Annotated in this window: 18 protein-coding genes, 2 pseudogenes and 1 riboswitch; of the genes and pseudogenes, 4 read left to right on the top strand and 16 right to left on the bottom strand. The window is 71.6% G+C overall.

Translation table 11 applies throughout. From position 1 onward, the window contains the following. Positions 1–40 precede the first annotated feature (40 nt). The 7 genes from obgE to FFS25_RS08315 form a co-directional block, all read right to left on the bottom strand. Positions 41–1,645, bottom strand: a complete 1,605-nt coding sequence (gene obgE / locus FFS25_RS08345; protein ID WP_137802550.1) for a GTPase ObgE — start codon at positions 1,643–1,645, stop codon at positions 41–43. A 226-nt stretch (positions 1,646–1,871) separates the two neighbouring features. Then, the gene (gene rpmA / locus FFS25_RS08340) at positions 1,872–2,129 is read right to left on the bottom strand and encodes a 50S ribosomal protein L27 (RefSeq protein ID WP_137802549.1); all 258 of its coding nucleotides are present in this window, start codon (positions 2,127–2,129) and stop codon (positions 1,872–1,874) included. Positions 2,130–2,219: 90 nt separating this feature from the next. Further along, complete coding sequence (rplU, locus tag FFS25_RS08335; protein WP_137802548.1) at positions 2,220–2,531, bottom strand: 50S ribosomal protein L21; 312 nt, start codon at positions 2,529–2,531, stop codon at positions 2,220–2,222. Between the two features lie 291 nt (positions 2,532–2,822). Beyond that, a complete protein-coding gene (thiD, locus tag FFS25_RS08330) occupies positions 2,823–3,689 on the bottom strand; it encodes a bifunctional hydroxymethylpyrimidine kinase/phosphomethylpyrimidine kinase (RefSeq protein WP_137802547.1) in 867 nt (288 codons plus the stop codon). Further along, entirely contained in the window at positions 3,686–4,345 is a 660-nt protein-coding gene (gene thiE, locus FFS25_RS08325) for a thiamine phosphate synthase (RefSeq protein ID WP_137802546.1), read from the bottom strand. The genes thiD and thiE overlap by 4 nt, the downstream gene beginning before the upstream one ends. After that, positions 4,342–5,244: a hydroxyethylthiazole kinase gene (gene thiM / locus FFS25_RS08320; RefSeq protein WP_137802545.1), complete on the bottom strand. Its 903-nt coding sequence runs from the start codon at positions 5,242–5,244 to the stop codon at positions 4,342–4,344. Before thiM ends, thiE begins: the two co-directional genes overlap by 4 nt. Then, positions 5,238–5,336: riboswitch (TPP riboswitch) on the bottom strand. (Overlaps the previous gene by 7 nt.) 124 nt (positions 5,337–5,460) lie before the next feature. Beyond that, complete coding sequence (locus FFS25_RS08315) at positions 5,461–9,090, bottom strand: Rne/Rng family ribonuclease (protein ID WP_137802544.1); 3,630 nt, start codon at positions 9,088–9,090, stop codon at positions 5,461–5,463. 416 nt (positions 9,091–9,506) lie between these two features. On the opposite strand from FFS25_RS08315, the gene FFS25_RS08310 reads away from it, so the two are divergent. Beyond that, a complete protein-coding gene (locus FFS25_RS08310; protein ID WP_053447262.1) occupies positions 9,507–10,169 on the top strand; it encodes a vitamin K epoxide reductase family protein in 663 nt (220 codons plus the stop codon). 195 nt (positions 10,170–10,364) lie between these two features. On the opposite strand, the gene FFS25_RS08305 is transcribed toward FFS25_RS08310, so the two are convergent. From FFS25_RS08305 to FFS25_RS14150, 5 genes and pseudogenes are all read right to left on the bottom strand, one after another. After that, a complete protein-coding gene (locus FFS25_RS08305; protein ID WP_006214632.1) occupies positions 10,365–11,123 on the bottom strand; it encodes an SDR family NAD(P)-dependent oxidoreductase in 759 nt (252 codons plus the stop codon). A gap of 64 nt (positions 11,124–11,187) precedes the next feature. After that, positions 11,188–12,840 carry an AMP-binding protein gene (locus FFS25_RS08300; protein WP_137802543.1) on the bottom strand — a complete coding sequence of 551 codons (1,653 nt, stop codon included), beginning with the start codon at positions 12,838–12,840 and terminating at the stop codon, positions 11,188–11,190. A 186-nt stretch (positions 12,841–13,026) separates the two neighbouring features. After that, entirely contained in the window at positions 13,027–13,440 is a 414-nt protein-coding gene (gene ndk / locus FFS25_RS08295; protein WP_006214630.1) for a nucleoside-diphosphate kinase, read from the bottom strand. Between the two features lie 87 nt (positions 13,441–13,527). Then, the gene (locus tag FFS25_RS08290; protein WP_137802542.1) at positions 13,528–15,246 is read right to left on the bottom strand and encodes a choline/carnitine O-acyltransferase; all 1,719 of its coding nucleotides are present in this window, start codon (positions 15,244–15,246) and stop codon (positions 13,528–13,530) included. A gap of 142 nt (positions 15,247–15,388) precedes the next feature. Next, positions 15,389–15,526: pseudogene (locus FFS25_RS14150) on the bottom strand (dTDP-4-dehydrorhamnose reductase); the annotation flags it as partial. 180 nt (positions 15,527–15,706) lie between these two features. On the opposite strand from FFS25_RS14150, the pseudogene FFS25_RS13795 reads away from it, so the two are divergent. After that, positions 15,707–15,886: pseudogene (locus tag FFS25_RS13795) on the top strand (sugar transferase); the annotation flags it as partial. An 84-nt stretch (positions 15,887–15,970) separates the two neighbouring features. Here FFS25_RS13795 and FFS25_RS08280 read toward each other — a convergent pair. The 3 genes from FFS25_RS08280 to ileS form a co-directional block, all read right to left on the bottom strand. Further along, entirely contained in the window at positions 15,971–16,420 is a 450-nt protein-coding gene (locus FFS25_RS08280) for a DUF4233 domain-containing protein (protein ID WP_137802540.1), read from the bottom strand. Between the two features lie 5 nt (positions 16,421–16,425). Further along, on the bottom strand, positions 16,426–17,787 hold the full coding sequence (locus tag FFS25_RS08275) for a bifunctional folylpolyglutamate synthase/dihydrofolate synthase (protein WP_137802606.1): 1,362 nt from the start codon (positions 17,785–17,787) through the stop codon (positions 16,426–16,428). 101 nt (positions 17,788–17,888) lie between these two features. Further along, a complete protein-coding gene (gene ileS, locus FFS25_RS08270; RefSeq protein WP_137802539.1) occupies positions 17,889–21,248 on the bottom strand; it encodes an isoleucine--tRNA ligase in 3,360 nt (1,119 codons plus the stop codon). Positions 21,249–21,628: 380 nt separating this feature from the next. On the opposite strand from ileS, the gene purU reads away from it, so the two are divergent. Beyond that, complete coding sequence (purU, locus tag FFS25_RS08265; protein WP_171004146.1) at positions 21,629–22,492, top strand: formyltetrahydrofolate deformylase; 864 nt, start codon at positions 21,629–21,631, stop codon at positions 22,490–22,492. 317 nt (positions 22,493–22,809) lie between these two features. Then, entirely contained in the window at positions 22,810–23,016 is a 207-nt protein-coding gene (locus tag FFS25_RS08260; RefSeq protein WP_006214623.1) for a hypothetical protein, read from the top strand. A gap of 32 nt (positions 23,017–23,048) precedes the next feature. Here FFS25_RS08260 and FFS25_RS08255 read toward each other — a convergent pair whose 3' ends face one another. Then, positions 23,049–23,828 carry an SDR family oxidoreductase gene (locus FFS25_RS08255; RefSeq protein ID WP_058871010.1) on the bottom strand — a complete coding sequence of 260 codons (780 nt, stop codon included), beginning with the start codon at positions 23,826–23,828 and terminating at the stop codon, positions 23,049–23,051. Between the last annotated feature and the right edge of the window lie 204 nt (positions 23,829–24,032).

Below are 24,032 nucleotides of genomic sequence, written 5' to 3'. Positions count from 1 at the left end.
TTGGGTGCTGCTGTCGTGCCGCGCTGCGGCAGGGCCGGGCTCAGTCCTCGGTGGTGTCCTGGCCCTGGCTGCCGCCCTGCTGACGGGCTCGGCGCTTCTCGTCGACGGATTCGGTCCACACGCCGGCCAGGCGCTCCGATTCGAGCTCGTCGCGCGCGGCGGTCTTGGCGTCCATCCGATCGTAGAACTCCCGGCGCTTCTGCTCGCGCGTGGGACGGCCCGTGGTGTCCTGCAGTCGCGGATCCGTGCCGCGCGGTGCCGCGAGCAGCTCGGCGCCGCCGACCATGGTGGGCTCCCAGTCGAAGACCACGCCGTCCTCCTCGGGACCGATCAGCACGGCGTCGCCGGGTCGGGCCTTCTGGCGGAACAGCTCGTCCTCGATGCCGAGCTTGGCGAAGCGGTCGGCCAGGTAGCCCACCGCCTCCTCGTTGTTGAAGTCGGTCTGCAGGACCCACTTCTCGGGCTTCTCGCCGCGCACGTGCCACAGCGGCTCGAGGCCGCGCTCCTCGCGCGTGATCGTGAAGTCGGGGACCCCGACCTTCCCGCCGCGACGGGTGCGCAGCGGCTCGGGCCGCAGCACGGCCGGTGCGGTCTCCTCCGGAGCCTCGGCCTCGCGGCCCTGCTCGACGAGCTCGCCCATGGCGTAGCCCAGCAGGCTCATCCCCTCGTGCGAGGCCGTGGAGACCTCGAAGACGCGGTAGCCGCGCTCCTCAAGGTCCGGGCGCACGAATTCGGCCAGCTCGCGGGCATCGGGGACATCGATCTTGTTGAGCACCACCAGGCGGGGTCGCTCCAGCAGCGGGATGGAGCGGCCGCCGTCGAGCTTGCCGTCGATCGCGTAGGCGGCCAGCTCGGCCTCGAGAGCCTCCAGATCGGAGATCGGGTCGCGGTTGGGCTCGAGGGTGGCGCAGTCGATGACGTGCACCAGGGCGGCGCAGCGCTCCACGTGGCGCAGGAACTCGAGGCCCAGGCCCTTGCCCTCGGACGCGCCGGGGATCAGGCCGGGGACGTCGGCGACGGTGTAGCGGTACTGCCCGGCCTCGACCACGCCCAGGTTGGGGACCAGGGTCGTGAACGGGTAGTCGGCGATCTTGGGCCGCGCCTTGGACATGGCCGCGATCAGCGAGGACTTTCCGGCCGACGGGTAGCCCACCAGCGCGATGTCCGCCAGGGACTTGACCTCGAGCACGATGTCCCGGGCGTCGCCGGGAAGGCCCAGCAGTGCGAAGCCGGGGGCCTTGCGCTTGGGAGAGGCCAGGGCCGCGTTGCCGAGCCCGCCCTGACCGCCGGCGGCGGCCACGAACTCGGAGCCGACGCCGACCAGATCCGCCAGGACCTCACCGTCGCGGTCCTTCACGACAGTGCCGTCCGGGACCGAGAGGATCAGGTCCTCGCCCTTGAACCCGTTGCGGTCATCGCCCATGCCCGGGCCGCCGTTGGGCGCCGAGCGGTGCGGAGAACGGTGATACGGCAGCAGCGTGGTGGACTGGCCGTCGACCCGCAGGATCACGGAGCCGCCGTCGCCGCCGTGGCCGCCGTCCGGTCCGCCCAGCGGCTTGAACTTCTCGCGCCTGACGGACACGCAGCCGTGGCCGCCGTTGCCGCCCGCTGCGTGGAGCACCACTCGGTCGACGAACTCGGCCATGGTCTCCCTTCCTTGCCGGGCGTCCCGCGCCGGCAGCTGATCGGCGCCTGAGGGCGCCGAAATGTGCGTTCCGCCAGGCGTTCAGCCGGCGGGGTCCTGAAACGGAAGAGAGGGCGGGCGCACGTGGCACCCACCCTCTGACTCGTCATGGTGAGCGTGACGCGGACGATCCCGCGTCGAGCGACCGCTGCAGCGCCCCCTCAGGGTCGCTGCAGCGGTCGCCGGGTCACTCAGCCGCTGCGAGGACGTTGACGACCTTGCGGCCGCGCTTGGTCCCGAAGGCCACCTCGCCGGTGGCCAGGGCGAACAGGGTGTCGTCCTTGCCGCGGCCCACGTTCTCACCGGGGTGGAAGTGGGTGCCGCGCTGACGCACGATGATCGAGCCGGCGTTGACGGACTCGCCGCCGAAGCGCTTGACGCCCAGGTACTGGGCGTTGGAGTCGCGGCCGTTGCGGGTGGAGCTTGCGCCCTTCTTATGTGCCATGGCTGCTGCCTGCTTTCGCTAGTCGGTCCGGTTCGAGCCGCTGAAGGCTCGGGCGGACCCATGGAGTGTGGAGAGGGTGACCGGGTGGGGTCAGGCCTTGATGTCGGTGACCTTCACGGTGGTCAGCTCCGAACGGTGACCCTGGCGCTTCTTGTAGCCGGTCTTGTTCTTGTACTTCATGATGCGGATCTTGGGGCCGCGGAGGTTCTCGACGACCTCGGCCGTGACCTTGACGCCCGAGAGCTTCTCGGCCTCGGAGGTCACCTTGTCGCCGTCGACGAGCAGAAGCGCGGGGAGCTCGAAGGTGCTGCCGGCCTCACCGGCGACACGGTCGAGGGTCACGAGGTCGCCGACGGCAACCTTCTCCTGGCGGCCGCCTGCGCGGACAATCGCGTAAACCACGGGGAACTCACTTCTCTCGAGTAGAAATCACTGTCTGGGGGCGCAGACGCTCCTGCCTGACTGACGACGCCGAGATCACCGTGGCGTCGGCCTGCCAGTGGGATGGAGACAGTACGGCCGACGCGGCTTCTCAGCGGTCAGGAGCTACACCCGGGTGTGCCTTCCGAAGTCCCGCGCTCACGACATGGACGGTGTCGCAAGGGGTCATGCGGCATGACACTGAGCAAGGAGACTACTCCATCGTCACCGCCGCGGACAAGGACATTCGGCCCCCGCGAGTCGTCGTGCGGATCACGTCCCGAGAAGCCCGCGCAGGGCCGGGCCCAGGTGGTGCCCGTGGTGCACCGGGCCGTTGCCCTGCCCCACCTCGAGCTCCTCGGCATGGGCGAGCGCCCCGCGCAGCCAGGCCCGCGCCGCCTCCACGGACTCCGGGAGACGCCCCGAGCGCGCCGCCAGCACGGCGATCGCGCTCGAGAGGGAGCAGCCCGCGCCGTGGGTGCAGCTCGTGTCGATCCGCGCTGCGTCCCACCGCGCCATCGGCTCCGCCTGCCCGGGCGCGACCATCGCATCAGGGGTTCGCTCCCCCGGCAGGTGCCCGCCCTTGACGAGCACGGCCACGCCGAGCTGATCTGCAAGGCGCCGTCCCTGCTCGAGGGCCTCGGGCCAGTCCTGCGCCGGCGCCCGGTCCAGCAGGGAGGCGAGCTCCGTGAGGTTCGGCGTCACCAGGTCGGCGGAGCCCAGCAGCTCCAGGACGGCGCCGAGCGCATCGGACTCCAGCAGCGTCCCACCGGCGGTGGCGACCATGACGGGATCGATGACGCACAGCGGCGGCTTCTGCTCCTGCAGCCACTGCCCCACGACCTCGACCGCACCGGCGCTGCCCAGCATGCCGATCTTCACGGCATCCACGACGACGTCGTCGGAGACGGCCAGCAGCTGATCCCTCAGCACCTCCGGCGGCGGCGTGTGGATTGAGCGCACACCGCAGGTGTTCTGCGCGATGACAGCGGTGACCGCACCCATGCCGTAGCCGCCCAGTACGCTGATGGTCTTCAGATCCGCATGCAGACCGGCGCCGCCGGTCGGATCGGTGCCGGCGATCGACAGGACGCGCGGGACGGCGCGCGTGCTGGTCGTGCTCCAGGTCGTCGAGCTCATCGCTGGATCTCCCGTCGGTAGGTCTGCGCCGCCAGGCGCGGATCGGGGGCCGCGCAGATCCCGGAGACCACGGCCACGCCGTCGGCCCCGGCGGCCATCAGCCCCGCGACGTCCTCCGGCCGGATCCCGCCGATGGCCACAGCAGGCAGCGGGCTCAGAGCTCGCGCCCGGGCGAAGCCGTCGATGCCCAGCGGCTGCGGGGCGTCGGGCTTGGTCTCCGTGGCCCGCACCGCCCCGATGCCCAGGTAGTCCACCGTGCCCGCGGGCAGTGCCGCGGCAGCTGCGATCTCGTCCTGCGAGGCCGCAGAGAGCCCGATGATCGCCTCCGGTCCGCACAGGCGCCGGGCGTCCTCCGGGGGCAGATCCGACTGGCCGATGTGGACGCCGTCGCATGCGACCCCCCGGGCGCGTGCGGCCAGGTGGCACTCCACGCGATCGTCCACGACCACCGGGGCCGCGCCGTCTACGGCCGACACGACGGCCTCGAGCAGCTCGAGCAGCTCGCGTCCGGAGGCATCCTTGGCCCGGACCTGGATCATGCTCGCCCCGCCCTCGACAGCCAGCCGCGCGACCTCGGGGACGCTGCGAGTCCGGCTGAGCTGGGGGTCGGTGACGTGGTAGAGCGACAGTGCGGCGGGGTCGAATCGGGGGCTCATCGCCCGGCCTCCTCGGCCCGACCCGCCCCGGCGGCGGCACCGTCCGCGGCGTTCGAGGCATCGGCTGCCTCGACACGGCAGCGCTCGGCGACGTCCTCGGGGCGCAGCCCGGCCAGGGCGTCGAGCAGATGCACGGCGAAGGACCCCGGGCCCTGGCAGCGATCGGCGGCGTCCTCGGCCGCCAGCCCCCAGACCAGGCTCCCGGCCGCAGCGGCCTCGGCGGGGTCCTGCGCGACGGCAGCGAAGGCCGCGATCACGGAGCCCAGGGCGCACCCTCCGCCCACCACCTGGGTCAGCAGCCCGTGACCGTGCGGCACTCGCAGCGTCCCCGACGCGGAGACGATCAGATCGACGGGCCCGGAGATGGCCACGGCATCGGCGCAACCGGTCGACACGAGCTGCCGAGCGGCCTGCACCGCGGCCTCCGGGACATCCGTCGTGTCGACGCCGCGGCCCCCGGCCCCTCCGGTCAGAGCCAGGACCTCCGAGGGGTTGCCGCGGATCACCGCCGGACGGGACTCGAGCAGCTCGGCGGCAAGGGCAGTGCGGATCGGCAGCGAGCCGATCGCCACCGGGTCCAGCACCCAGGGGCGGCCTGAGGCCTGTCGCGCGGCAGCGGCCTCGCGCATGGCGCCGCGCTGCTCGGGATCCGGGGTGCCCAGGTTGATCAGCATGCCGTCGGCGACCTCGGCGAACGGCCCTGCCTCCCCCTGGATGTCCGTCATGGCCGGAGCAGCGCCGAGGGCCAGCAGGGCGTTGGCGGTGAAGTTGGAGACCACCGTGTTGGTCAGGCACTGCACCAGGGGGCGAGTGCTGCGCAGCTGCTCGAGCAGCCGGGCCATCCGCTCCGAGACGGGCTGGTGGGCGGACTGCGATGGACTCTGGGTGTGACTGTGCATCAAGGCGACAATCCCTCCGCTAGTGCGAACTAGTTCAGGTTCGACGGGTGTGCTCTCAGCCGCCTGCTCGGGCGGCACCCCGTGTCGTGCCTGCTCAGTCTACACGTGATCCGGCTGCTCTGTTGGGAGACGATGACGGCCGCCTCCCCGCTCGGGGAGGCGGCCGTCATGCACGCGGCTCAGCGGGGCCGGCTGCTCGCCGGTGCGGCCCTGCGCTCAGGTGCGCCCGTGACCGTCCTGCGGCGAGGACTGCTCCGCGCCCGTCTGAGGAGCGGCCTCGGGCGCGCTGGCGCGCCGCGAGCGGCGCGGGCGGCGACGCGGTCCGGCGGCACCGGGCTCGCGCTCGCCCATGGTGCTGGCCAGCGACTCGAGCTGCGAGCCGGTCGAGCCGCCGGCGCCCAGCGCCTCGGCGGCGCTGTGGCCCTGCGGCAGCTCGATGACCTCGCCGTTGATCGTCACCTGCGAGGCTCCGTCGGTCTGGGCGACCACCGAGGCGGTGCCTGCGGTCACGGTCGCCGCGGCGCCCGGAGCCGCGGGAGCCGACTGCGGGACCTCGGGCGTGCCCGCCGGGGCTGCGGCACGGCGCGAGCGACGGGCCCGCTGGCGCACCGGGGCGGCCTGCTCCGCGTCCGCATCGCGCACCGTCGCCGTGCCCTGAGCGGCCGGGGCCGTCGGTGCGGCCGGGGCCTGGACCGGCTCCGGCGCCGCCTGGGCAGCGGCCGCGGTGCGGCTGCGACGCTTCTGCTGAGCGGCAGCCGCCTGCTCGCCCTGGGAAGCACCCTGGGCCGCCTCCTGCGACTCGGCTCGCGCCGTGCGCGATCGCCGCTCACGTCGTCCCTGGGGGCCCTGAGCGGCGTCCCGGCGCTTCGGCTCCGATGCCTCTCGCGGCGTGGACTCGCCGTCGGCCTCCTTCTCCGGGGCCGACTGATCCGCCGCGTCCTCGCGCGGGGCGCTCGCCTCGGGAGCCTCGCCGGAGGCCGCACGGATGCGCGCCTCGATCAGGGAGCGGGTCTCGTCCTCGGAGCGGGCCCCGGACTGCGCCTCGGACCGGCCGCGGCCGCCACGGCCGGAGGATCGCTCACCGCGCTGCCGGCGCTGCCCGGAGCGGCCGTCCGACTCACCGCGGCCCCGCTCTGCCTGGGCGCCCGTGTCCTGGCCCTGCCCCGGATCGGCCTGCGGGGAGTCCTGCCGGTCGCTCTGGGCCTGGTCGCTGCGGTCCTGATCGTTCTGGTCCTGCGGGGCCTGGCCGTCCTGACCGCGGCCGCGCGAGCGCTTGCCGCGGCGCTTGCGACGACGCTTGCCGCTCTCGCGGGAGTCCTGGGACTCCTGCGTGCGCTGGCCCTGGGACTCCTGGTCCCCGGCGGACTCGCTCGCAGAGGCTGCCTCCGTCCGCTCTCCTGCCGAGGCGGAGGAATCGGTGTCGTGGCCGCTGGCCGAGGCGATCGCGGCCAGGGCGCTTCGGGTGGCCTGTGCGCGCTTGGCCTGCTCCGGATCCTCGGCGCGCGGACGCTGCTCGTCCTGAGCGCCCGGGAGACGACGGCTGCGCTTGCGGTCGTTGCGACCCTGCCGGTTGTCCGAGGAGCCCGAGCTGCGGCCCTTGAGCGGGTGATCGTGGACGACCACGCCGCGGCCGTCGCAGGCCTCGCAGTCCTCCGAGAAGACCTCGAGCAGGCCGGTGCCCATGCGCTTGCGGGTCATCTGCACGAGCCCCAGCGAGGTGACCTCGGCGACCTGGTGCTTGGTGCGGTCGCGACCCAGGCACTCGACCAGGCGCCGCAGCACGAGGTCGCGGTTGGCCTCGAGCACCATGTCGATGAAGTCGATGACCACGATGCCGCCGATATCGCGCAGGCGCAGCTGCCGCACGATCTCCTCGGCCGCCTCGAGGTTGTTCTTGGTGACGGTCTCCTCGAGATTGCCGCCGGAGCCGGTGAACTTGCCCGTGTTGACGTCGACGACGGTCATGGCCTCGGTGCGGTCGATCACCAGGGAGCCGCCCGAGGGCAACATGACCTTGCGCTCCAGTGCCTTGAAGATCTGATCGTCCACCCGGTAGTGGGCGAAGAGATCCTCGTCCCCGTCCCAGCGGTGGACGCGGTCCAGCAGGTCAGGAGCCACGTAGGTCACGTAGGCCTCGATGCCGTCCCAGGCCTCCTGGCCCTGGACGTGCATGGCGGTGAAGTCCTCGTTGAAGACGTCGCGCACGGTCTTGATGGTCAGATCCGGCTCGGCGTACAGCAGCTCCGGCGCAAGCGTCTTGCCCTGGGCCGCCTTCTCCTGGATCTGCTCCCACTGGGTGCGCAGGCGGTTGATGTCGTTGGTCAGCTCCTCCTCCGAAGCCCCCTCGGCGGCGGTGCGCACGATGACGCCCGCACCCTCCGGGAGGTGGTCCTTGAGGATCTTCTTCAGCCGCTGGCGCTCGACGTCGGGCAGCTTGCGGGAGATGCCGGTCATCGAGCCGCCGGGCACGAACACGAGGTAGCGCCCCGGCAGGGAGATCTGGCTGGTCAGGCGCGCGCCCTTGTGCCCCACCGGGTCCTTGGTGGCCTGCACGAGCACCGGGTCTCCGGGCTTCAGCGCATTCTCGATGCGCTTGGCCGCACCGTTGAGGCTCGCCTTGTCCCAGTCGACCTCGCCGGCGTAGAGGACGGCGTTGCGGCCGCGGCCGATGTCCACGAAGGCGGCCTCCATGGACGGCAGCACGTTCTGGACCTTGCCCAGGTAGACGCTGCCGATCAGCGAGTCCTGCTGGGTGTGCGAGACGAAGTGCTCCGCGAGGATCCCGTCCTCGAGCACGCCGATCTGGATGCGGTCGTTCTTCTGCCGCACCACCATGGTCCGCTCGACCGATTCCCGACGAGCCAGGAACTCCGCCTCGGTGATCACCTGGCGGCGGCGCCCGGTCTGACGCGACTCGCGACGACGCTGCTTCTTGGCCTCCAGGCGCGTGGAGCCCTTGACCGACTGCACGGTGGTGGGCGCGGAGCCGTCGACCACGCGCGCGGTGCGGATGCGCGTGATGGTCTGCTCCGGGTCGCCGTCGTCCCCGCCGATCAGCTCCAGATCCTCCGAGCCGCGACGGCGCCTGCGCCGACGTCGGCTCGTGACCCCCGCACCGGGCTCCGGGTCCTCGTACTCCGCCTCCTCGGCCTGCTCCTCCTCCTGCACCTCGCGCAGACGAGCCTCCTCGCGCTCGCGCTCGGCGCGCTCCCGTGCCGCGGCGACGTCCTCCGGGGCCGGGGCGTGGAAGAGCAGCGACGTGGCCGACGCCGCGCCGAACGCGGCGAACGGATCCGCCGCCGGCTGCTCGTCCTTGGTCTCCTCGTCCTTGCCCTGCTGCGGCGGCTCCTGCTGGGCCGGCTGCTGCTGGCTCTGCGCCTCCTGGGTCTGCTCGCTGCCGCCCAGCGGCGCGGTGCGCAGGATCGTGGTGCTGGCCTGCTCCTGCGTGTGCTCTGCGGACTCGAGCGCCTCGAAGGCGGTCTGCGCCGGATCTGCCTGCTCGGCGGCCTGGCCCTCGGTCTCGACGCGCTCGCCCTCCTGCTGGGACTCCTCGTCCTGCGCCGACTCCGTCTGCTCGGTCTGGTCTGTCAGGCTCTTCTTGCCGCCGGCCTCGGCCTGCTCGGTCCCGGCGTCCGCCGACGGGGCGGGATCCGTCGAGGCCGGCTCAGCGGATGCCGTCTCAGCGGTGGTCGCCCGGGGTTCCGTGGGGGTGTCCTGAGCCGATGCGCCCAGGTCGATCTCGGTCTGGGCCGACGGGTCAGCGGAATCGGTGGAGGGGTTCTCCGCCGGGACGTTCGCGCCCTCCGGCGAGGAGTCCGACTCGGGCTGTGCCTGCTCTGATGCCATGTGTGCTGTGCTCCTGCGGGTACCAGCCGTCCGCACCCGGTGGTCCCCCGGTCGTGAGCGCCGTGCGTGGCCCCGAGGGGTCGCGCGGCTGCTGCAAGAAGTCGTGTGTGTGCGCTGCGCGGGGGCGCTGATCGCCGGGCGCGCAGGCCGTCACGGATCCGAGTCGCCGGGGCGGGCCCTGTAGGACCCTGCTCACGGCCGATCTTGTCCGGGCGGCGGACGCGCTCGATCCTTCCGAGAGCTGCGGCCGCGCCGACCGGGTCGGAGCCGTCGACGGACCCTCCCACGGGTGCGGCCGAAGGAGGACCGCTCACATTCTGACACAGCGCTCCCCCGGAATGAGGCACATCACGTCCGGGCCCGGGGTGATCGCCGCGACCCTCACCACCCATCGGCGCGCCCGTAGGATCGGGAGGGTGAACACTCGAGACACTCTGGACTCCCCCACTGACGAGCCGGGCCGCGCTCACGCCGCCGCGCGCGGCTCCGAGCCAACCTCCCCCCGCCCGGCAGGCGAGACCGGCTGGGCGATCCTGGCCCTGATCACTGCGGCCGCCGGGCTGTACGCCTCGATCTCGCTCGTCGGGGAGAAGCTGCAGATCCTGGAGAACCCGCTGCACACCACGGCCTGCGACATCAATGCGGTGCTCTCGTGCGGCACCGTGATCCGCACCGACCAGGCGGCGGTCTTCGGATTCCCGAACCCACTGATCGGCCTGGTCGCCTACGCAGTCGTGATCGTGGTCGCGGTCGCCGTGCTGGCCGGTGCCCGCTTCCGCAGCTGGTTCTGGTGGGGCCTGATCGCAGGTCTGGTGCTGGGGCAGGTCTTCCTGATCTGGCTCTGGTTCGAGGCCACCTTCCAGATCAACGCCCTGTGCCTGTACTGCATGCTCGTGTGGCTCGTGCACCCGTTCCTGCTGATGTCCACGATCGGGCGCGGCGTGCGCACCGGCGCGCTGCCGGGCTCGGCTGCCGCCCGCTCCAGCGCGGGCCTGTGGAGCATCGGGCTGGCCGTGCTGATCGTGGTGATCATCTTCGGCGCCGTGCTGGTGCGGTTCTCCGGCACCATGTTCGGCTGAATCCCCGCAGTACCCGTCCAGCGGGTGCCGACCTGAGAGAGGACGAACGCCCCGGAAGAGGACTTCCGGGGCGTTCGCACTGTCATTCCCCCGCATCTGCGCGGGCCGCGGTACGGCCCGTCCGCGATCGGGAGGGACTCTCAGCCTAGGGCTGCGCCCGAACCTCCGCAATCCGCTCAGGGGACTTCCCAGTGCTCAGCGCGGCGGCATGCGCAGCGCGCCGTCCATGCGCACCGTCTCGCCGTTGAGGTAGTCGTGCTCGACGAGCATGCTCACCAGGCGCGCGTACTCCTCCGGGCGGGCCAGGCGCGCCGGGAACGGGACGGTGGCCTCCAGCCCGGCGCGGAAGTCCGGGTCGATTCCGGCCATCATGGGCGTCTCGACGATTCCCGGGGCGATCGTGCACACACGGATGCCCTTCGAGGCCAGGTCTCGGGCCGCCGAGATCGTCAGCGCGTGGACGCCGCCCTTCGAGGCCGCGTAGGCGGCCTGCCCGATCTGCCCCTCGAAGGCCGCGACGGAGGCGGTGGAGACGATCAGGCCGCGCTGGCCGTCGTCGTCGACCGGCTCGAGCTCGGCCATGGCGGCCGCCGCAGCTGTCATGACGCTGAAGGTGCCGATCAGGTTGATCTCCACGACCTTCTGGAACAGCCCGATGTCGTGGGGGCCCTTCTTGCTGAGGATGCGCTGGCCCGGGGCGATGCCCGCACAGTTCACGGCCAGGCGCAGCGGGCCGGCCGCTGCCGCCTCCTGCACGGCGGCCTGCACGGCCTCGGGGTCGGTGACGTCCGCGGCGATCAGGTGCACGCCGTCCTGGGCCTCGGCCTTGTCGATCGAGGGCTGCAGGTCCACGCCGTACACGGTGGCTCCTTGGGCGACGAGCGCGGCCGCGGTGGCCGCGCCGAGTCCTGAGGCCGCTCCGGTGACGAGGGCGACGGTGTCCTTCAGCTGCATGGTCTCTCCTTGGGGTTCTCGTTCAGGTTCGGGTCTCGATGTGCGCTGGGCGCGGGATCGGCATTCAGGAGCGCTCGCCGATCCCGGCGCCCTGCTCCTTGCGCTGGGCGCGCAGCACATTGCGCTGGACCTTGCCCGACGGGGTCTTGGGAAGCTCGTCGACCAGGTGGACCCTGCGCGGGAAGGCGTGCGCGGCGTACTCGGTCTTCACGAACCGGGCGATCTCCTCGCCCAGGCCGTCCGCCCGCTGCACGTCGTCGCGCAGCACGACGAAGGCCTCCACGACCTCGCCGCGCAGCTCGTCGGGCACGCCGATCACGGCTGCCTCGGCCACGGCCGGGTGGCCCATCAGCGCCGACTCGACCTCGAGCGGGCCCACCCGGTACCCGGCCATGAGGATGACGTCGTCGTCGCGCGAGGTGAAGGCGAACGCCCCCGAGGACAGCCTGCGGGCCAGATCCCCGGTCAGATACAGGCTCCCGTCGCGCGAATAGCGCTGCGCTGTGCGCTCGGGCTCGTCCACGTAGCCGGTGAACCACATCAGGGGGCTGTCCGGCAGGACGATCGCCAGGCGGCCGGGCTCGTCGTCAGGGGCGGGCCGATCCGCCTCGAGCTCGAGGACCTGCGCTGCGAATCCGGGCAGAGGCCGGCCCATGGAGCCGGGCTCGATCGGGCGCAGCACGTCCGGGTGCCAGCCGTTGACGATGCACATGCCCATCTCGGTCTGGCCGTAATCGTCGCGGATGGCCGTGCCCAGATGCTGCTCGGCCCACTCGACCAGCTGCGGGTTCAGGGGCTCTCCGGCAGACGAGGCCACGCGCACGCTCAGCGGCTGGTCCGGAGCGGACCTGGAGCGCAGCACCCGGTACACGGTCGGAGCCGCCGCGAGGTTGGTGACGCCGAGCTCGGCGATCAGCCGCCAGGTCAGCTCGGGGCTGAAGCCGCCGCGCAGCAGGATGTTGGCCCGCCCCATGAACAGCGGGCCCATGAGCCCGTAGTACAGGCCGTAGGCCCATCCGGGATCGGCCGCGTTCCAGTAGACGTCGTCCGCGCGCACGTCGAGCCCGTACTCGAGGTAGATGCCGAACGCGGCCAGCGCGCGCACTGGGACCGGGACCGCCTTGGGCGATCCCGTGGTTCCGGAGGTGTAGATGTGCACCAGGTGATCGTCGCCGTCGCGAAGCGCTGCCGGCAGGCCTGCCTGCTGCTGCTCGATCAGCTGCTCCAGCGCCGGGGCCACGACGGGCTCGCCGGAGCCGTCGTCGGCCGTCACGACGGTCCAGCCGGCGTCCTCGCCGCGCAGCTGCTCGGAGTCCAGCTTGGAGCGCTGGGAGGCGTCGCACACCACCACATGAGGCTGGCTGGGCAGCAGCCGCTGGGCGATCGCGGACGGGGCGAAGGCTGTGAACAGCGGGATGTGGATCGCGCCCAGGCGCCAGATGCCCAGCAGCATCACCACCAGGTCCTCGCCCTTGCCCATCAGCGTGGCGACCCGGTCACCGGGTCCCACTCCGAGCTCGGCGAGTGCCGCCGCCGCGCGCTGCGAGCGCTCGGTGAGGTGCCCGTAGGTCAGATCGCGGCGGGAGAGGTCCTGCTCGACGACCGTGAAGGCCACAGCCTGCGGATCGTGGCGGTCGCACAGCAGCTGCGCGACCGGGATGCCGGTGCCGCTGACCTGCTCCAGCAGGTCCTGAGCCCTGCGCTCCGGGGTGCTCACGGCGTCTCCTTCGGGGGTGGGATCGTCTTCCGTGCGCGCGTGCACGGGACCTTCAGCAACCTACTGGTGCGCCCCGTGAGTGTGCAACGGCTCACACCCCACCGGCGCGTCGCCGCGCGGCAGGTACGACGACGGCCGCACCGAGCGGATCGGTGCGGCCGTCGTGATGCTGCGGAGGACTTCAGCTCAGGCGAACCAGATGCCGATCTCGCGCTCGGCGGACTCGGAGGAGTCGGAGCCGTGCACGATGTTCTTCTGGACCTTCTCGCCCCAGTCGCGGGCCAGGTCGCCGCGGATGGTCCCGGCGGCGGCCTTGACCGGATCGGACACCCCGGCCATGGCGCGGAAGGACTCGATCACGGACTCTCCCTCGAACACGGCGGCCACCACGGGCCCGGACATCATGAACTCGACGAGCGGCTCGAAGAACGGCTTGCCCTGGTGCTCGGCGTAGTGCTGCTCCAGGATCTCGCGGGTGGCGTCGAGCTTCTTGAGCTCGGCCAGGCGGAAGCCGCGGGCCTCGACCCGGGCCAGGACCTGGCCGGTCAGGCCGCGCTCGACGCCGTCGGGCTTGACCAGGATGAGGGTGCGCTCGGTCATTCGGTGCTTCTCCGTCTCTGCCGTGCGCCCTGGACGGGCGCGGTGTTCAGGTCTCCAGGACCACCCTAGTGGGGCCCGGAGCTCGCTTCAGCGCGCGGGCGTCCCGACAACGGACCACAGCAGCTGCGCGGCCTCGACCAGCGCCTCGGCGAAGCTGTCGGGGTCCTCGGCCGTGTCGGCGCGGAAGCTGAGGCAGAACTCGAACTCGCGCTCGCCCTTGGTGTAGGCGATGCCGAAACCGGCCGCGGAGGTGGGGGCGAAGGCGTAGCGCACGATGGACTGCGCCCCGCCCACCGAGGTGGTCGACAGGAAGTCCTCCGAGAGCGCCTCCAGCGATGGATCCCCGAGCAGCCCCTTCCGCACCTGGTCCTCATCCGCCATGAGCCGAAGGCCGGTGACGTGGCGCTGCGGGCCGTGCCCCGCCTTGCACGCCTTGATCCAGTCCTTGTGCGCCTCGATCGCAGCGCGCAGCTGCTCCTGGGTCGCGATGCCCTCCACGGCGGCGGCCGCGAGCTCGACGGCCTGGGCCGTCACCGGGCGCAGGCACTCGGTGCGCCCGGCCTGGAACTCGCGGACGTCGACCGACTCGTAGACGCTGCGCACCCGCCCGAAGGCCAGCTGCTGGGCGATCGTGAAGATCAGCTGCTGGACGGCGTCGTCGCTCATCTTGAACGGGCGCTCCTGTGCTGACATGCGCGGCACCGTGACGAGGCGCACCGACAGCGGCTCGGCGTCCTGAGACACGCCCTCCAGCCCGGTGCGCATGCGCTGGGCCTGCTCCGCAGTCATCGACCAGGCGAGCTCCGGGGCCTCGATGACCAGCTCCGGAACGGCGGCGGGGGCGTCGTGGATCTCGACCTGCTGCATGCGGCCCACGGCCGCCAGCACCGTGGCCCCGTCGATCGTGCTGTGCTCCACGTGCACGCCCGTGAAGGAGTCGTGCAGCGCGATCTCGTAGGACATGGGCTTGCGCACCCAGGCGTCGTGGAAGCCGAAGGCCAGGTGCTGCAGGTGCTGCTCATCCGTGAGCTGCTGCTCCTGCAGGTCCACCGTGTACACCAAGCGGGACAGCCGGTCGTAGGTCCGCGCGTTCGCCGAGTCCTGCAGCAGCTCCTCGAGGATCTCGGCGGCGTCGTCGGCGGGCAGCCAGGAGACCGCGCCGAAGGGCAGCTCGTCCCGGGCACCGCCCGGAGCGGCGACGATCGTGCGCAGCGCCTGCGCTATCCAGGCGGCGCTGCGGGGCTGGCCGTCGGCATCGGCGATCGGCAGCACTCGGAGGCGCCCGCGGTGGAGGATGCCGATCTCGGCGTCGGCGGCCTCGACCCGCGGCCGGCGGATCTCGTCCATGCCCGCCTGCGGGTGCCGCAGCCCGCCGCCCAGGGCCTCCCACTGCTGCATGCACAGGTGCGCACCGCGCGGGCTGACCTCCACCGGGGTCTCACCGCGCAGCTGCTGCAGGTGGACGGCGGCCGCGCGGTGGATAAACCGGGCTGCGCGGTCGAGGCCGGGAGTCCCGGGCTCGTCGGCCAGCTGGAAGCCCACGCTCGTGCTCAGCGGCAGGGACTCGCGCGTGCGCAGGTAGCCGCGCAGCCACTCCCGCGACAGCCAGCTGCGTCCGGCGGCGTCCTCCCGCCGGGCGAAGTCCAGCAGGCGCTGCTGCAGCACGGGGGCGTCGCCGGCCAGCCACTGCCGGGCGGTCTCGCGGGTGCGCTCGGCCTCGGCGTCGTCCTGGAGGGGTCGAAGCGCGCTGAGCAGCCGCTGAACGGTCGGCTCGAGCTCGGGCACTGGAAGGACGGGAGTGGTCATGGAGTCCTCTTGGAGAAGGCGGCGGCGATGACGGCCTCTCGATTCTCGCAGGCGCGAGCGGGCGACGCGGACGTCGAACTGGATGCGCTGGGCGCGGCGCCGCACCGGGACGGTCCCGGAAGAACTCCGCCGTGCTGACGGGGCTCACCCGCTGCGGATCGTGGCCCGTCAGCTCGAAGACCGCGCGCACCCCCTGGAACCAGCTCATGGCCGTTCCCGCGTTGGTGACGTGCCGGGTGCCGTAGGGGGCCTGCTCGACCACGAGGTCCAGCAGGACCACGGTCAGGTCGGCGGCGAAGGTGAGACGGCCGTGCTGATCATCGACGACGGCAGGGTCGATCCCCCGCGGGGCCAGCGGGGCCACGGGGTGCTCGGGTGCGTGCTCCTGATCCAGCGGCAGGGAGCCGTCGAAGACGCAGTCGGTCGACACGCGCGCCAGGGGGACGTCGTGATCGCGGGCCGTCTGCTGGTGCGCCCCGGACTGACCGGGCTGTGGCAGGTCTCCGGCCGTTCCAACCTCTCCTGGGAGGACTCGGTGCGCCTGCACCTGCTGTACGTCGAGCAGTGGTCGATGGTCCAGGATCTGCTGATCCTCGTGAAGACGGTCCGTGCCGTGGTCACGGCGCGCGGCGCGTACTGAGGCTCGAGCGCGCAGCCCGGACGAGACGGCGAGGGCGGCGACTGCATGATGCGGTCGCCACCCTCGCCATCGCTGCGGAGCCTGTCAGCCCAGCCCGTGGCGCCGATCCCACTCGAGCTCGGCCTCGTAGCGCTGCCGCTTCTCGCGGTCCAGGCGCCGACCGGTGCGCAGCGAGTACCACCAGCACAGCACGAACAGCACGCTCACCAGGAACATGGGCGGGAACACGAATCCGGTGGCCAGCATCACGAGCTGCAGGATCCAGCCGAAGGCCGGGCCCCACGGACGGCTCACGGTGCCGGAGCCGACCACGAAGACGATCCCCAGCACGGCGGCCCCGATCAGCACGGGCACGCGTCCGGTGTGTCCAGCACCCCAGATCCCGAAGGCCGCCAGTCCGCCGAAGAACACGACGAAGGCCTCCATGAGCAGCGTGGTGGCCCCGAACATCACCATGACCGAGGACGGCTTCTTGCGCTGCCCCGGGCGCCACTGCTGCTGCTTGCGGCTGAGCCTGCGCTGCTTCTGCGCCACGGCGCTCACCTCCCCAGGATCTCGCGGGCCTCGCCCACGACGGTGATGGAGCCGGTGACCAGCACGGCCGACTCGCCCTTGCCCTCGGAATCCGAGGCCGATTCCGCGCGTGCGGCCGACAGGGCCTCCTCGATAGCCTCGCCGATGCTCGACGAGGTGCGCACGGCGGCCTCGTCGAAGCCCAGGGCGATCGCGGCCTCCGCGAGCTGCTCGGGGTCCACAGCCCGCGGCGAGCTCGAGCGGGTGAACCACCACTGGGTCCGGGCGTGGTCGTAGCCGTCGTGCAGGGCCCGCAGGACGCCGTCGACGTCCTTCTCGGCGAGCACCCCCACCACGGCGTAGAGCCGCTCGGGGTGGAAGGACTCCACGAGACCCTCGGCGCTGGCCCGGACCCCGTGCGGGTTGTGGGCTGCGTCCAGGATCACCGGCGGCGACGGCTGCATCAGCTCGAGCCGCCCGGGCGAGGTGACGGCGGCGAAGGCGTCGCGCACGACCTCGAGATCCAGGGCGCGCTCCCCTCCGCCCACGAAGGCCTCAACGGCGGCGACTGCCACCGAGGCGTTCTGCGCCTGATGCGCTCCGAGCAGCGGCAGCAGCAGCTCCTCGTACTCGGAGGCCAGGCCGCGGATGGACAGCTGCTGCCCGCCGACGCCCGGGGTGCGCTCGGTGACGCCGAACTCGACGCCCTCGAAGCGGAACGGGGTCCCGAGCTCCTGCGCGCGCTCGAGCAGGATGTCGGCGACCTCCGGGACCTGGGCCGCCGAGATCAGGAAGCCCTCGGGCTTGAGGATCCCGGCCTTCTCGTGGGCGATGTCCTCCACCGTGTCGCCCAGCAGCTCGGTGTGATCCAGGTCGATCGGCGTGATGACCGAGACGGCGGCATCGGCCACGTTGGTGGCATCCCACTGCCCGCCCAGCCCCACCTCGAGCACGACGATGTCCACGGGGGCGTCGGCGAAGATCGCGAAGCCCAGCACGGTCAGCAGCTCGAAGTACGTCAGCCTCTGCTTGCCCTCGGCCTCCAGGCCGGAGTCCACGACCGAGATCAGCGGGGCGATCTCGGCGAAGACCCGCACGAAGGTCTCCTCGGTCACCGGGGAGCCGTCCAGGCAGATGCGCTCGGTCACCGACTCCAGGTGCGGCGACGTGTAGCGGCCCACCCGCAGATCCTGGGACAGCAGCAGCGCCTCGATGATGCGCGCTGTGGACGTCTTGCCGTTCGTGCCCGTGATGTGGATGACCGGGGCGGCCCGGTGCGGATCGCCCAGCAGCTCGACGGCCTGCTCGACCGCCTCCATCCGCGGTTCCATGGCAGATTCCGGGGCGCGGGCCAGCAGCTGCCGGTACACATCCTCGATGGAGCCCACCGACGGCGAGGCCCACACGGAGTCGTCCTGGCTCAGCGCCGAGGCGCCGAGGTCGGCGTCCTCGGCGGCTGCGCCAGCGTTCCTCTCGGGGGGATCGATGCTCACAGCGCGCCCTCCGATCCGGCCGAGGCCACCACGGCGACCGTGATGCCCGACTGCTTCGGGTCCGGGGTCTCGATCAGCTCGAGCTCGACCGACAGCGTCTCCCCGGAGACGAGCTCGCGGTTCTCCTGCACGGCCGCGACGACCTCGGCGGTGTCCGTGATCGTGGTGCGGATGCGGTCGGAGACCTGCAGCCCGGCGTCCTTGCGGGCCTGCTGCACGGCGCGGACCATGTCGCGGGCCACGCCCTCGGCCTGCAGCTGCGGGGTCAGGGCGGTGTCGAGCACCAGGAACCCGCCGCCGGGCAGGACGGTCACAGCGGTCTCGGCCGCCGCGTCCTCTCCCACCACGGTCTGCAGCTCGTACTCGCCCTCGGCCAGCTCGACGCCGCCGGCGGTCACGGTGCCGTCCTCGGCGGTGGACCAGTCCCCCGCCTTGGCCGCCTTGATCACGGCCTGCACGCCCTTGCCCAGGCGCGGGCCCGCCGCGCGGGCATTGACCTTGAGCTGCTGGGAGATGCCGTAGTCCGCGGGACTCGTGCTGGCGGTGTCGCGCAGCTCGACCGACTTGAGGTTCAGCTCATCGGCCACGATGGACTCGAACGTGCCGGCCAGCGCCTGGCCGTCCGGGACGACCACTGTCATGCCGGCCAGCGGCTGGCGCACGCGCAGGCTGTGCGCCTTGCGCAGCGACGAGCCCGCCGAGCACACCGCACGCGTGGTCTCCATGAGCTGGACCAGGCGCTCGTCCTCGGCGGAGCGGGGGAACCGATCGGCGTCGGGCCAGTCCGTCAGGTGCACGGAGCGCCCGCCGGTCAGCCCGCGCCAGATCTCCTCGCTGACCAGCGGCAGCAGCGGGGCCGCCATGCGCACGGTCGTCTCGAGCACGGTCCACAGGACGTCGAAGGCCTCGCGGTCCTCCTCGAAGAACCGATCGCGGCTGCGGCGCACGTACCAGTTGGTCACCAGCTCCATGTGAGCGCGCAGCGCCTCGGCCGCGGCCCAGACGTCGTAGTCCTGCAGGTGGCGCTCGACCTCCCGCACGGCGGCGCCGGTGCGGGCCAGTACGTAGCGGTCCATCACGTGATCGGAGCTGTACCGGGGCTGGGCGTCGTAGCCGGCCCCGCCGTCGGCGGCGTTCGTGTAGAGGCTGAAGAAGTTCCAGGTGCTCCACAGCGGCAGCAGCACCTGGCGGGCGGCCTCGCGGATGCCCTCCTCGGTGACGATCAGGTTGCCACCGCGCAGGATCGGGCTCGACATCAGGAACCAGCGCATGGCGTCGGCGCCGTCGCGGTCCAGGACCTCGTAGACATCCGGGTAGTTGCGCAGGGACTTGGACATCTTCTGCCCGTCCGAGCCCAGCACGATGCCGTGGGAGATCACATTGCGGAAGGCGGGGCGGTCGAACAGCGCCGTGGCCAGGATGTGCAGCGTGTAGAACCAGCCGCGGGTCTGCCCGATGTACTCGACGATGAAGTCGCCCGGGTTGTGGGTCTCGAACCACTCCCGGTTCTGCATCGGGTAGTGCACCTGGGCATAGGGCATCGACCCGGAGTCGAACCACACGTCGAGGACCTCGGGCACCCGGCGCATGGTGGCCTCCGGGTGATCCGGGTTGGGGCGCGTCAGCTCGTCGATCCAGGGCCGGTGCAGGTCCACCTCGCCCTCGGCATTGCGCGGCAGACGGCCGAAGTCCGCCTCGAGCTCGGCCAGCGAGCCGTAGACGTCGCGGCGCGGGTGGGCCGGATCATCCGACTCCCACACCGGGATGGGCGAGCCCCAGTAGCGGTTGCGCGAGATCGACCAGTCCCGGGCGTTCTCGAGCCACTTGCCGAACTGCCCGTCCTTCACATTGCCCGGGATCCAGTTGATGTCCTGGTTGAGCTCGACCATGCGCTGCTTGAAGCGCGTGACCTCCACGAACCAGGAGTCCACCGCGCGGTAGATCAGGGGGTTGCGACAGCGCCAACAGTGCGGATAGGAGTGCGCGTAGGACTGCTGCTTCACCAGCAGCCCGCGCTCGCGCAGATCGCGGATGATCGTGCGCGAGACCTCGGAGTCGAACACGTTGCGATCGGCGATCGGGCCCAGCGGGGTGCCCGGCAGCACGGAGCCGTCGGCGAACCAGCCGAAGAAGGCACCGGACTCGTCGACGGAGAGCACCACGGGGATGCCGTGGGCGGCGCACGCGATCTGGTCGTCCTCGCCGTAGGCCGGGGCCTGGTGGACGATGCCCGTGCCGTCGGTCGTGGTGACGTAGTCGGCCACGATGATCTGCCACGATTTCTCGAGCGACTGCCCCGGGGCCAGCGCCACGGCCGTGCCCGGCAGGCCGCGCAGGTAGTCCCACAGCGGCTCGTAGCGCAGGCCCTTGAGCTGCGCGCCCTGCAGCGTGCGCTCGACGGCGGCCGCGGCCTCCTCGGCGGACTCGAAGCCCAGTGCCTCGGCGTGGGCGCCCAGCAGGTCCTGGGCCAGCAGGAAGCGGCGGCCCTCGAGCTCGCCGCGCCCCGGCACCAGGACGTAGGAGATCTGCGGGCCGACCGCGAGCGCCTGGTTCGTGGGCAGGGTCCAGGGGGTGGTCGTCCAGGCCAAGGCCTCGGCGCCGGCGAGCTGAGCGGCCAGCTCGAGGTCGCCGGCGGTCTCGTCCTGGACCTCGCCGGTCAGGCGGAAGGCCACGGTGACCGTCTGGTCGGTGCGCTCCTGGTAGACGTCGTCGTCCATGCGCAGCTCGTGGTTGGACAGAGGGGTCTCGTCCTTCCAGCAGTACGGCAGGACGCGGTAGCCCTTGTAGACCAGGCCCTTGTCGTCCAGGGCCTTGAACGCGCCGATGACCGACTCCATGTAGTCGGGGTTCAGGGTTTTGTAGTCGTTGTCGAAGTCGACCCAGCGCGCCTGGCGGGTGACGTAGTCCTTCCACTCGGAGGCGTACGTCATCACGGAGGTGCGGCAGGCGTCGTTGAAGCGGTCGATGCCCATGGCCTCGATCTCGGCCTTGTCCGTCATGCCGAGCTGCTTCATGGCCTCGAGCTCCGCGGGCAGGCCGTGGGTGTCCCAGCCGAAGCGGCGCTCCACGCGACGGCCCTGCTGCGTCTGGAAGCGGGCCACGAGGTCCTTGACGTAGCCGGTGAGCAGGTGGCCGTAGTGCGGCAGGCCGTTGGCGAACGGAGGGCCGTCGTAGAAGACGAACTCGTTGGAGCCGTTCTCCCCGGCCGGGCGCTGGTCGATGCTGGCCTGGAAGGTGCCGTCCTGCTTCCAGTACTCGAGCACCCGCTCCTCGATCTGCGGGAAGCGCGGAGAGGCGGGGACGCCGCGGGTCTCGCCGGTGCTCGCCTTGGGATACAGGGGATGCTGTGCGCTCATGTGGTCCGTCCTGGTCGTGCGTCGTCCTCGTTCCCGCGGACCATGCTCCGCGGGTCCCTGCTGCAAGGACGCCGTGGCCGTGCGTGACGGCCGTCTTCGACGCGGTACCACCTCGCTTGCCCGCCGCCCCCGTGTCCGGGAGCAGGCGAGCCGCTCGATTCCCGAGGCTGTGTCGGGCCCGACCCGTTCGGCTCTACTGAGGGCGCAGGCCCCGTTCTTCCGAAGAGCTCCCCGGTGATGGCCGGATCTCTGCTCACGTTCTGCCTTCGATCATAGGCCACGGCCCACACCTGCGGCACGTCGGGATGGCCGCGCCGTGCGGGCGCCTGTGGGACGATATCCCTTCGTTCCCCCGCCTCTACGTCCCTCGAGGAAGTGCCGTGCTCCAGCGCATCGTCCGCGTCTCCTGCCCCGACCGCACCGGACTGGTCTCCATCATCACGACCGCCTTCGCGGACCGGGGTCTGAACATCAACCAGCTGGATCAGTTCACGAACGACGGCTCGTTCTTCGTGCGCGCGGTCATCGAGGCATCCTCCGGGCTCTTCGCCTCGCCCGCGGCCGAGGACGACGAGTTCCGGCGCCTGGGCGAGCGGCTGACCGCCTCGATCGACGACGCCGAGGTGGAGATCCGCCCGCACCCGGCGCAGCAGCGCATCGTGGTGCTGGCCTCCCGGACGGATCACTGCCTCAACGAGATGATCCGCAGGGCCCAGGACGGGCAGCTCGGCGGGTCGATCGTGAAGGTCGTGGCCAATCACGACGTCCACCGTCAGCTGTGCGAGTTCCACGGCATCCCGTTCGTCGTGGTGCCGCACGAGGGACTGTCCAAGCAGGAGCACGAGGCGGCGGTGCTCGAGGCGATCGGCGAGGATGTCGACCTGATCGTGCTGGCGCGCTACATGCGCATCCTCTCGGACGAGTTCCTGCAGAAGGCCCCCACCCCGATCATCAACATCCACCACTCGTTCCTGCCGTCGTTCATCGGCGCGAATCCGTATCAGCGCGCCCACGACCGCGGCGTGAAGATGATCGGGGCCACCGCGCACTACGTCACCGCGGATCTCGACGAGGGTCCGATCATCGAGCAGGACGTGACCCGCGTGCACCACGGGCACTCCAAGGACGACCTGGTGCAGGCCGGAGCCGATGTGGAGCGCACCGTCCTGCACCGGGCCGTCCAGGCGCACTGCGAGGGGCGGATCTTCCTCAACGGCGACCGCACGGTGGTCTTCGGGTCCTGAAGCTCCTGCTGTGACAGGACTCTTGCCCAGCCGCGCCCCAGGTGTGACCCAGATCAACGAATCGGCACACAGTGACCGGATCGTTATCGGTTTTCCCCTCGAATCGGCTCGCGGCCCTCGTGCGGGTCGCTACGTTGTCTCGTGGTCCGTCGCCGGATGCTGTCCTCGACACGCATCCGGGCCCGGCAGACCCGCTGCGGCGGAGGGCGCCGCAGCCGACCGACAGGTGCCGCAGGCGGCGGCACCGCGCCCCGGGGGCGACGATCGCAGGGAGTGATCGTCCGAGGGTCGCAGACAGCAGTGCAGGAGGTGCCCGCATGACCGATGCTCTCAACGGCCGAGCTCTGCTCAGCGCAGTGCTCGCCTTCCTGCTGGTGCTCAGCGTCCTGGCCGGCGTGGGCGCCTATGCCTCCAACGTCCACAGCGCCTGCGACGGCACCGACGCCGGCTCCTTCCTCTCCCAGGTCCAGGCCTTCCACTCGGACGACGGCTGCGAGGTCACCGGCACCGCCTACACCCGCTGAAGGCTCCTCCGCATACACCCGCTGAAGGCTCCTCAGCTGCTCCGGATCATCTTGTGCGGGGCGGCCTGGGCCACCGGCTTCACGGTGATCGTGTCCAGGTCCACGTGGTGCGGCAGGTTCACCGAGAAGGCGCAGACCTCGGCCACGTCCTCGGCCGTCAGCGGCTTGTCCACCCCCGCGTAGACCTTGTCCGCGGCCGCCTGATCCCCGCCCAGGCGCATCAGCGAGAACTCCTCGGTGTGCACCAGACCCGGGGCCACCTCGATCACCCGCAGGTTGTTCTCGGCCTCCTCAAGGCGCAGCGCCTCGGTCATGGCGCGCTCGGCGAACTTGGCGGCGTTGTAGCCGGAGCCGCCCTCGTAGGCCCGCCAGCCGGCGATCGAGGTCAGGTTGAGCACAGTGCCCTCGCCGTTGTCGCGCAGCGCCGGCAGGAAGGCGCGGATCAGGCGCATGGTGCCCATGACGTTGACGTCGTACATGAACTGCCAGTCCTCGTCCTTGGCATCCGCGACCCGGTCGGTGCCGCGCGCGCCGCCGGAGATGTTCAGCAGCGCGTCCAGGGCGCCCTGCTCGCTCAGCACGCGATCGCGCAGGGCATCGACCTGCTCCTGCACGGTGAGATCGGTCGCCGCCGCGATCACCCCGGTCTGCTGAGCCAGCGCTTCCAGGCGCTCGGCGCGCCGCGCCACGGCGTAGACGATCCAGCCGTCGGCGCGCAGGCGTCGTGCGGTGGCCTCGCCGATCCCGGTCGAGGCCCCGGTGACCACGGCGACCATCTGGCGTCCGGCGGCGTTCGTCTTCATTGCGTCCATGTCCTGCGCTCCTTCGCTGCTGTGCGTCGACGGGCTCGACCTGCACCGCCCGTCCTGTCTGTCCCTGACGCTACCGACGCCCTGCCCGAACATCCACGCCCACCGAGTCCCCCTCTCCCCTCCCCTCCCCGCCGAGTGGATGCCCAGTTGCGCTGTTCGCCCCAACAGCGCACCTGGGCATCCACTCGGCGGGGGGGGGGCGGG

The sequence above is a fragment of the Kocuria sp. 2SI genome (assembly GCF_005502825.1).
Taxonomy (GTDB): Bacteria; Actinomycetota; Actinomycetes; order Actinomycetales; family Micrococcaceae; genus Kocuria; species Kocuria palustris.
Note: the sequence above shows the minus strand (reverse complement) of the source record. Positions and strands in the feature narration are given on the sequence as shown.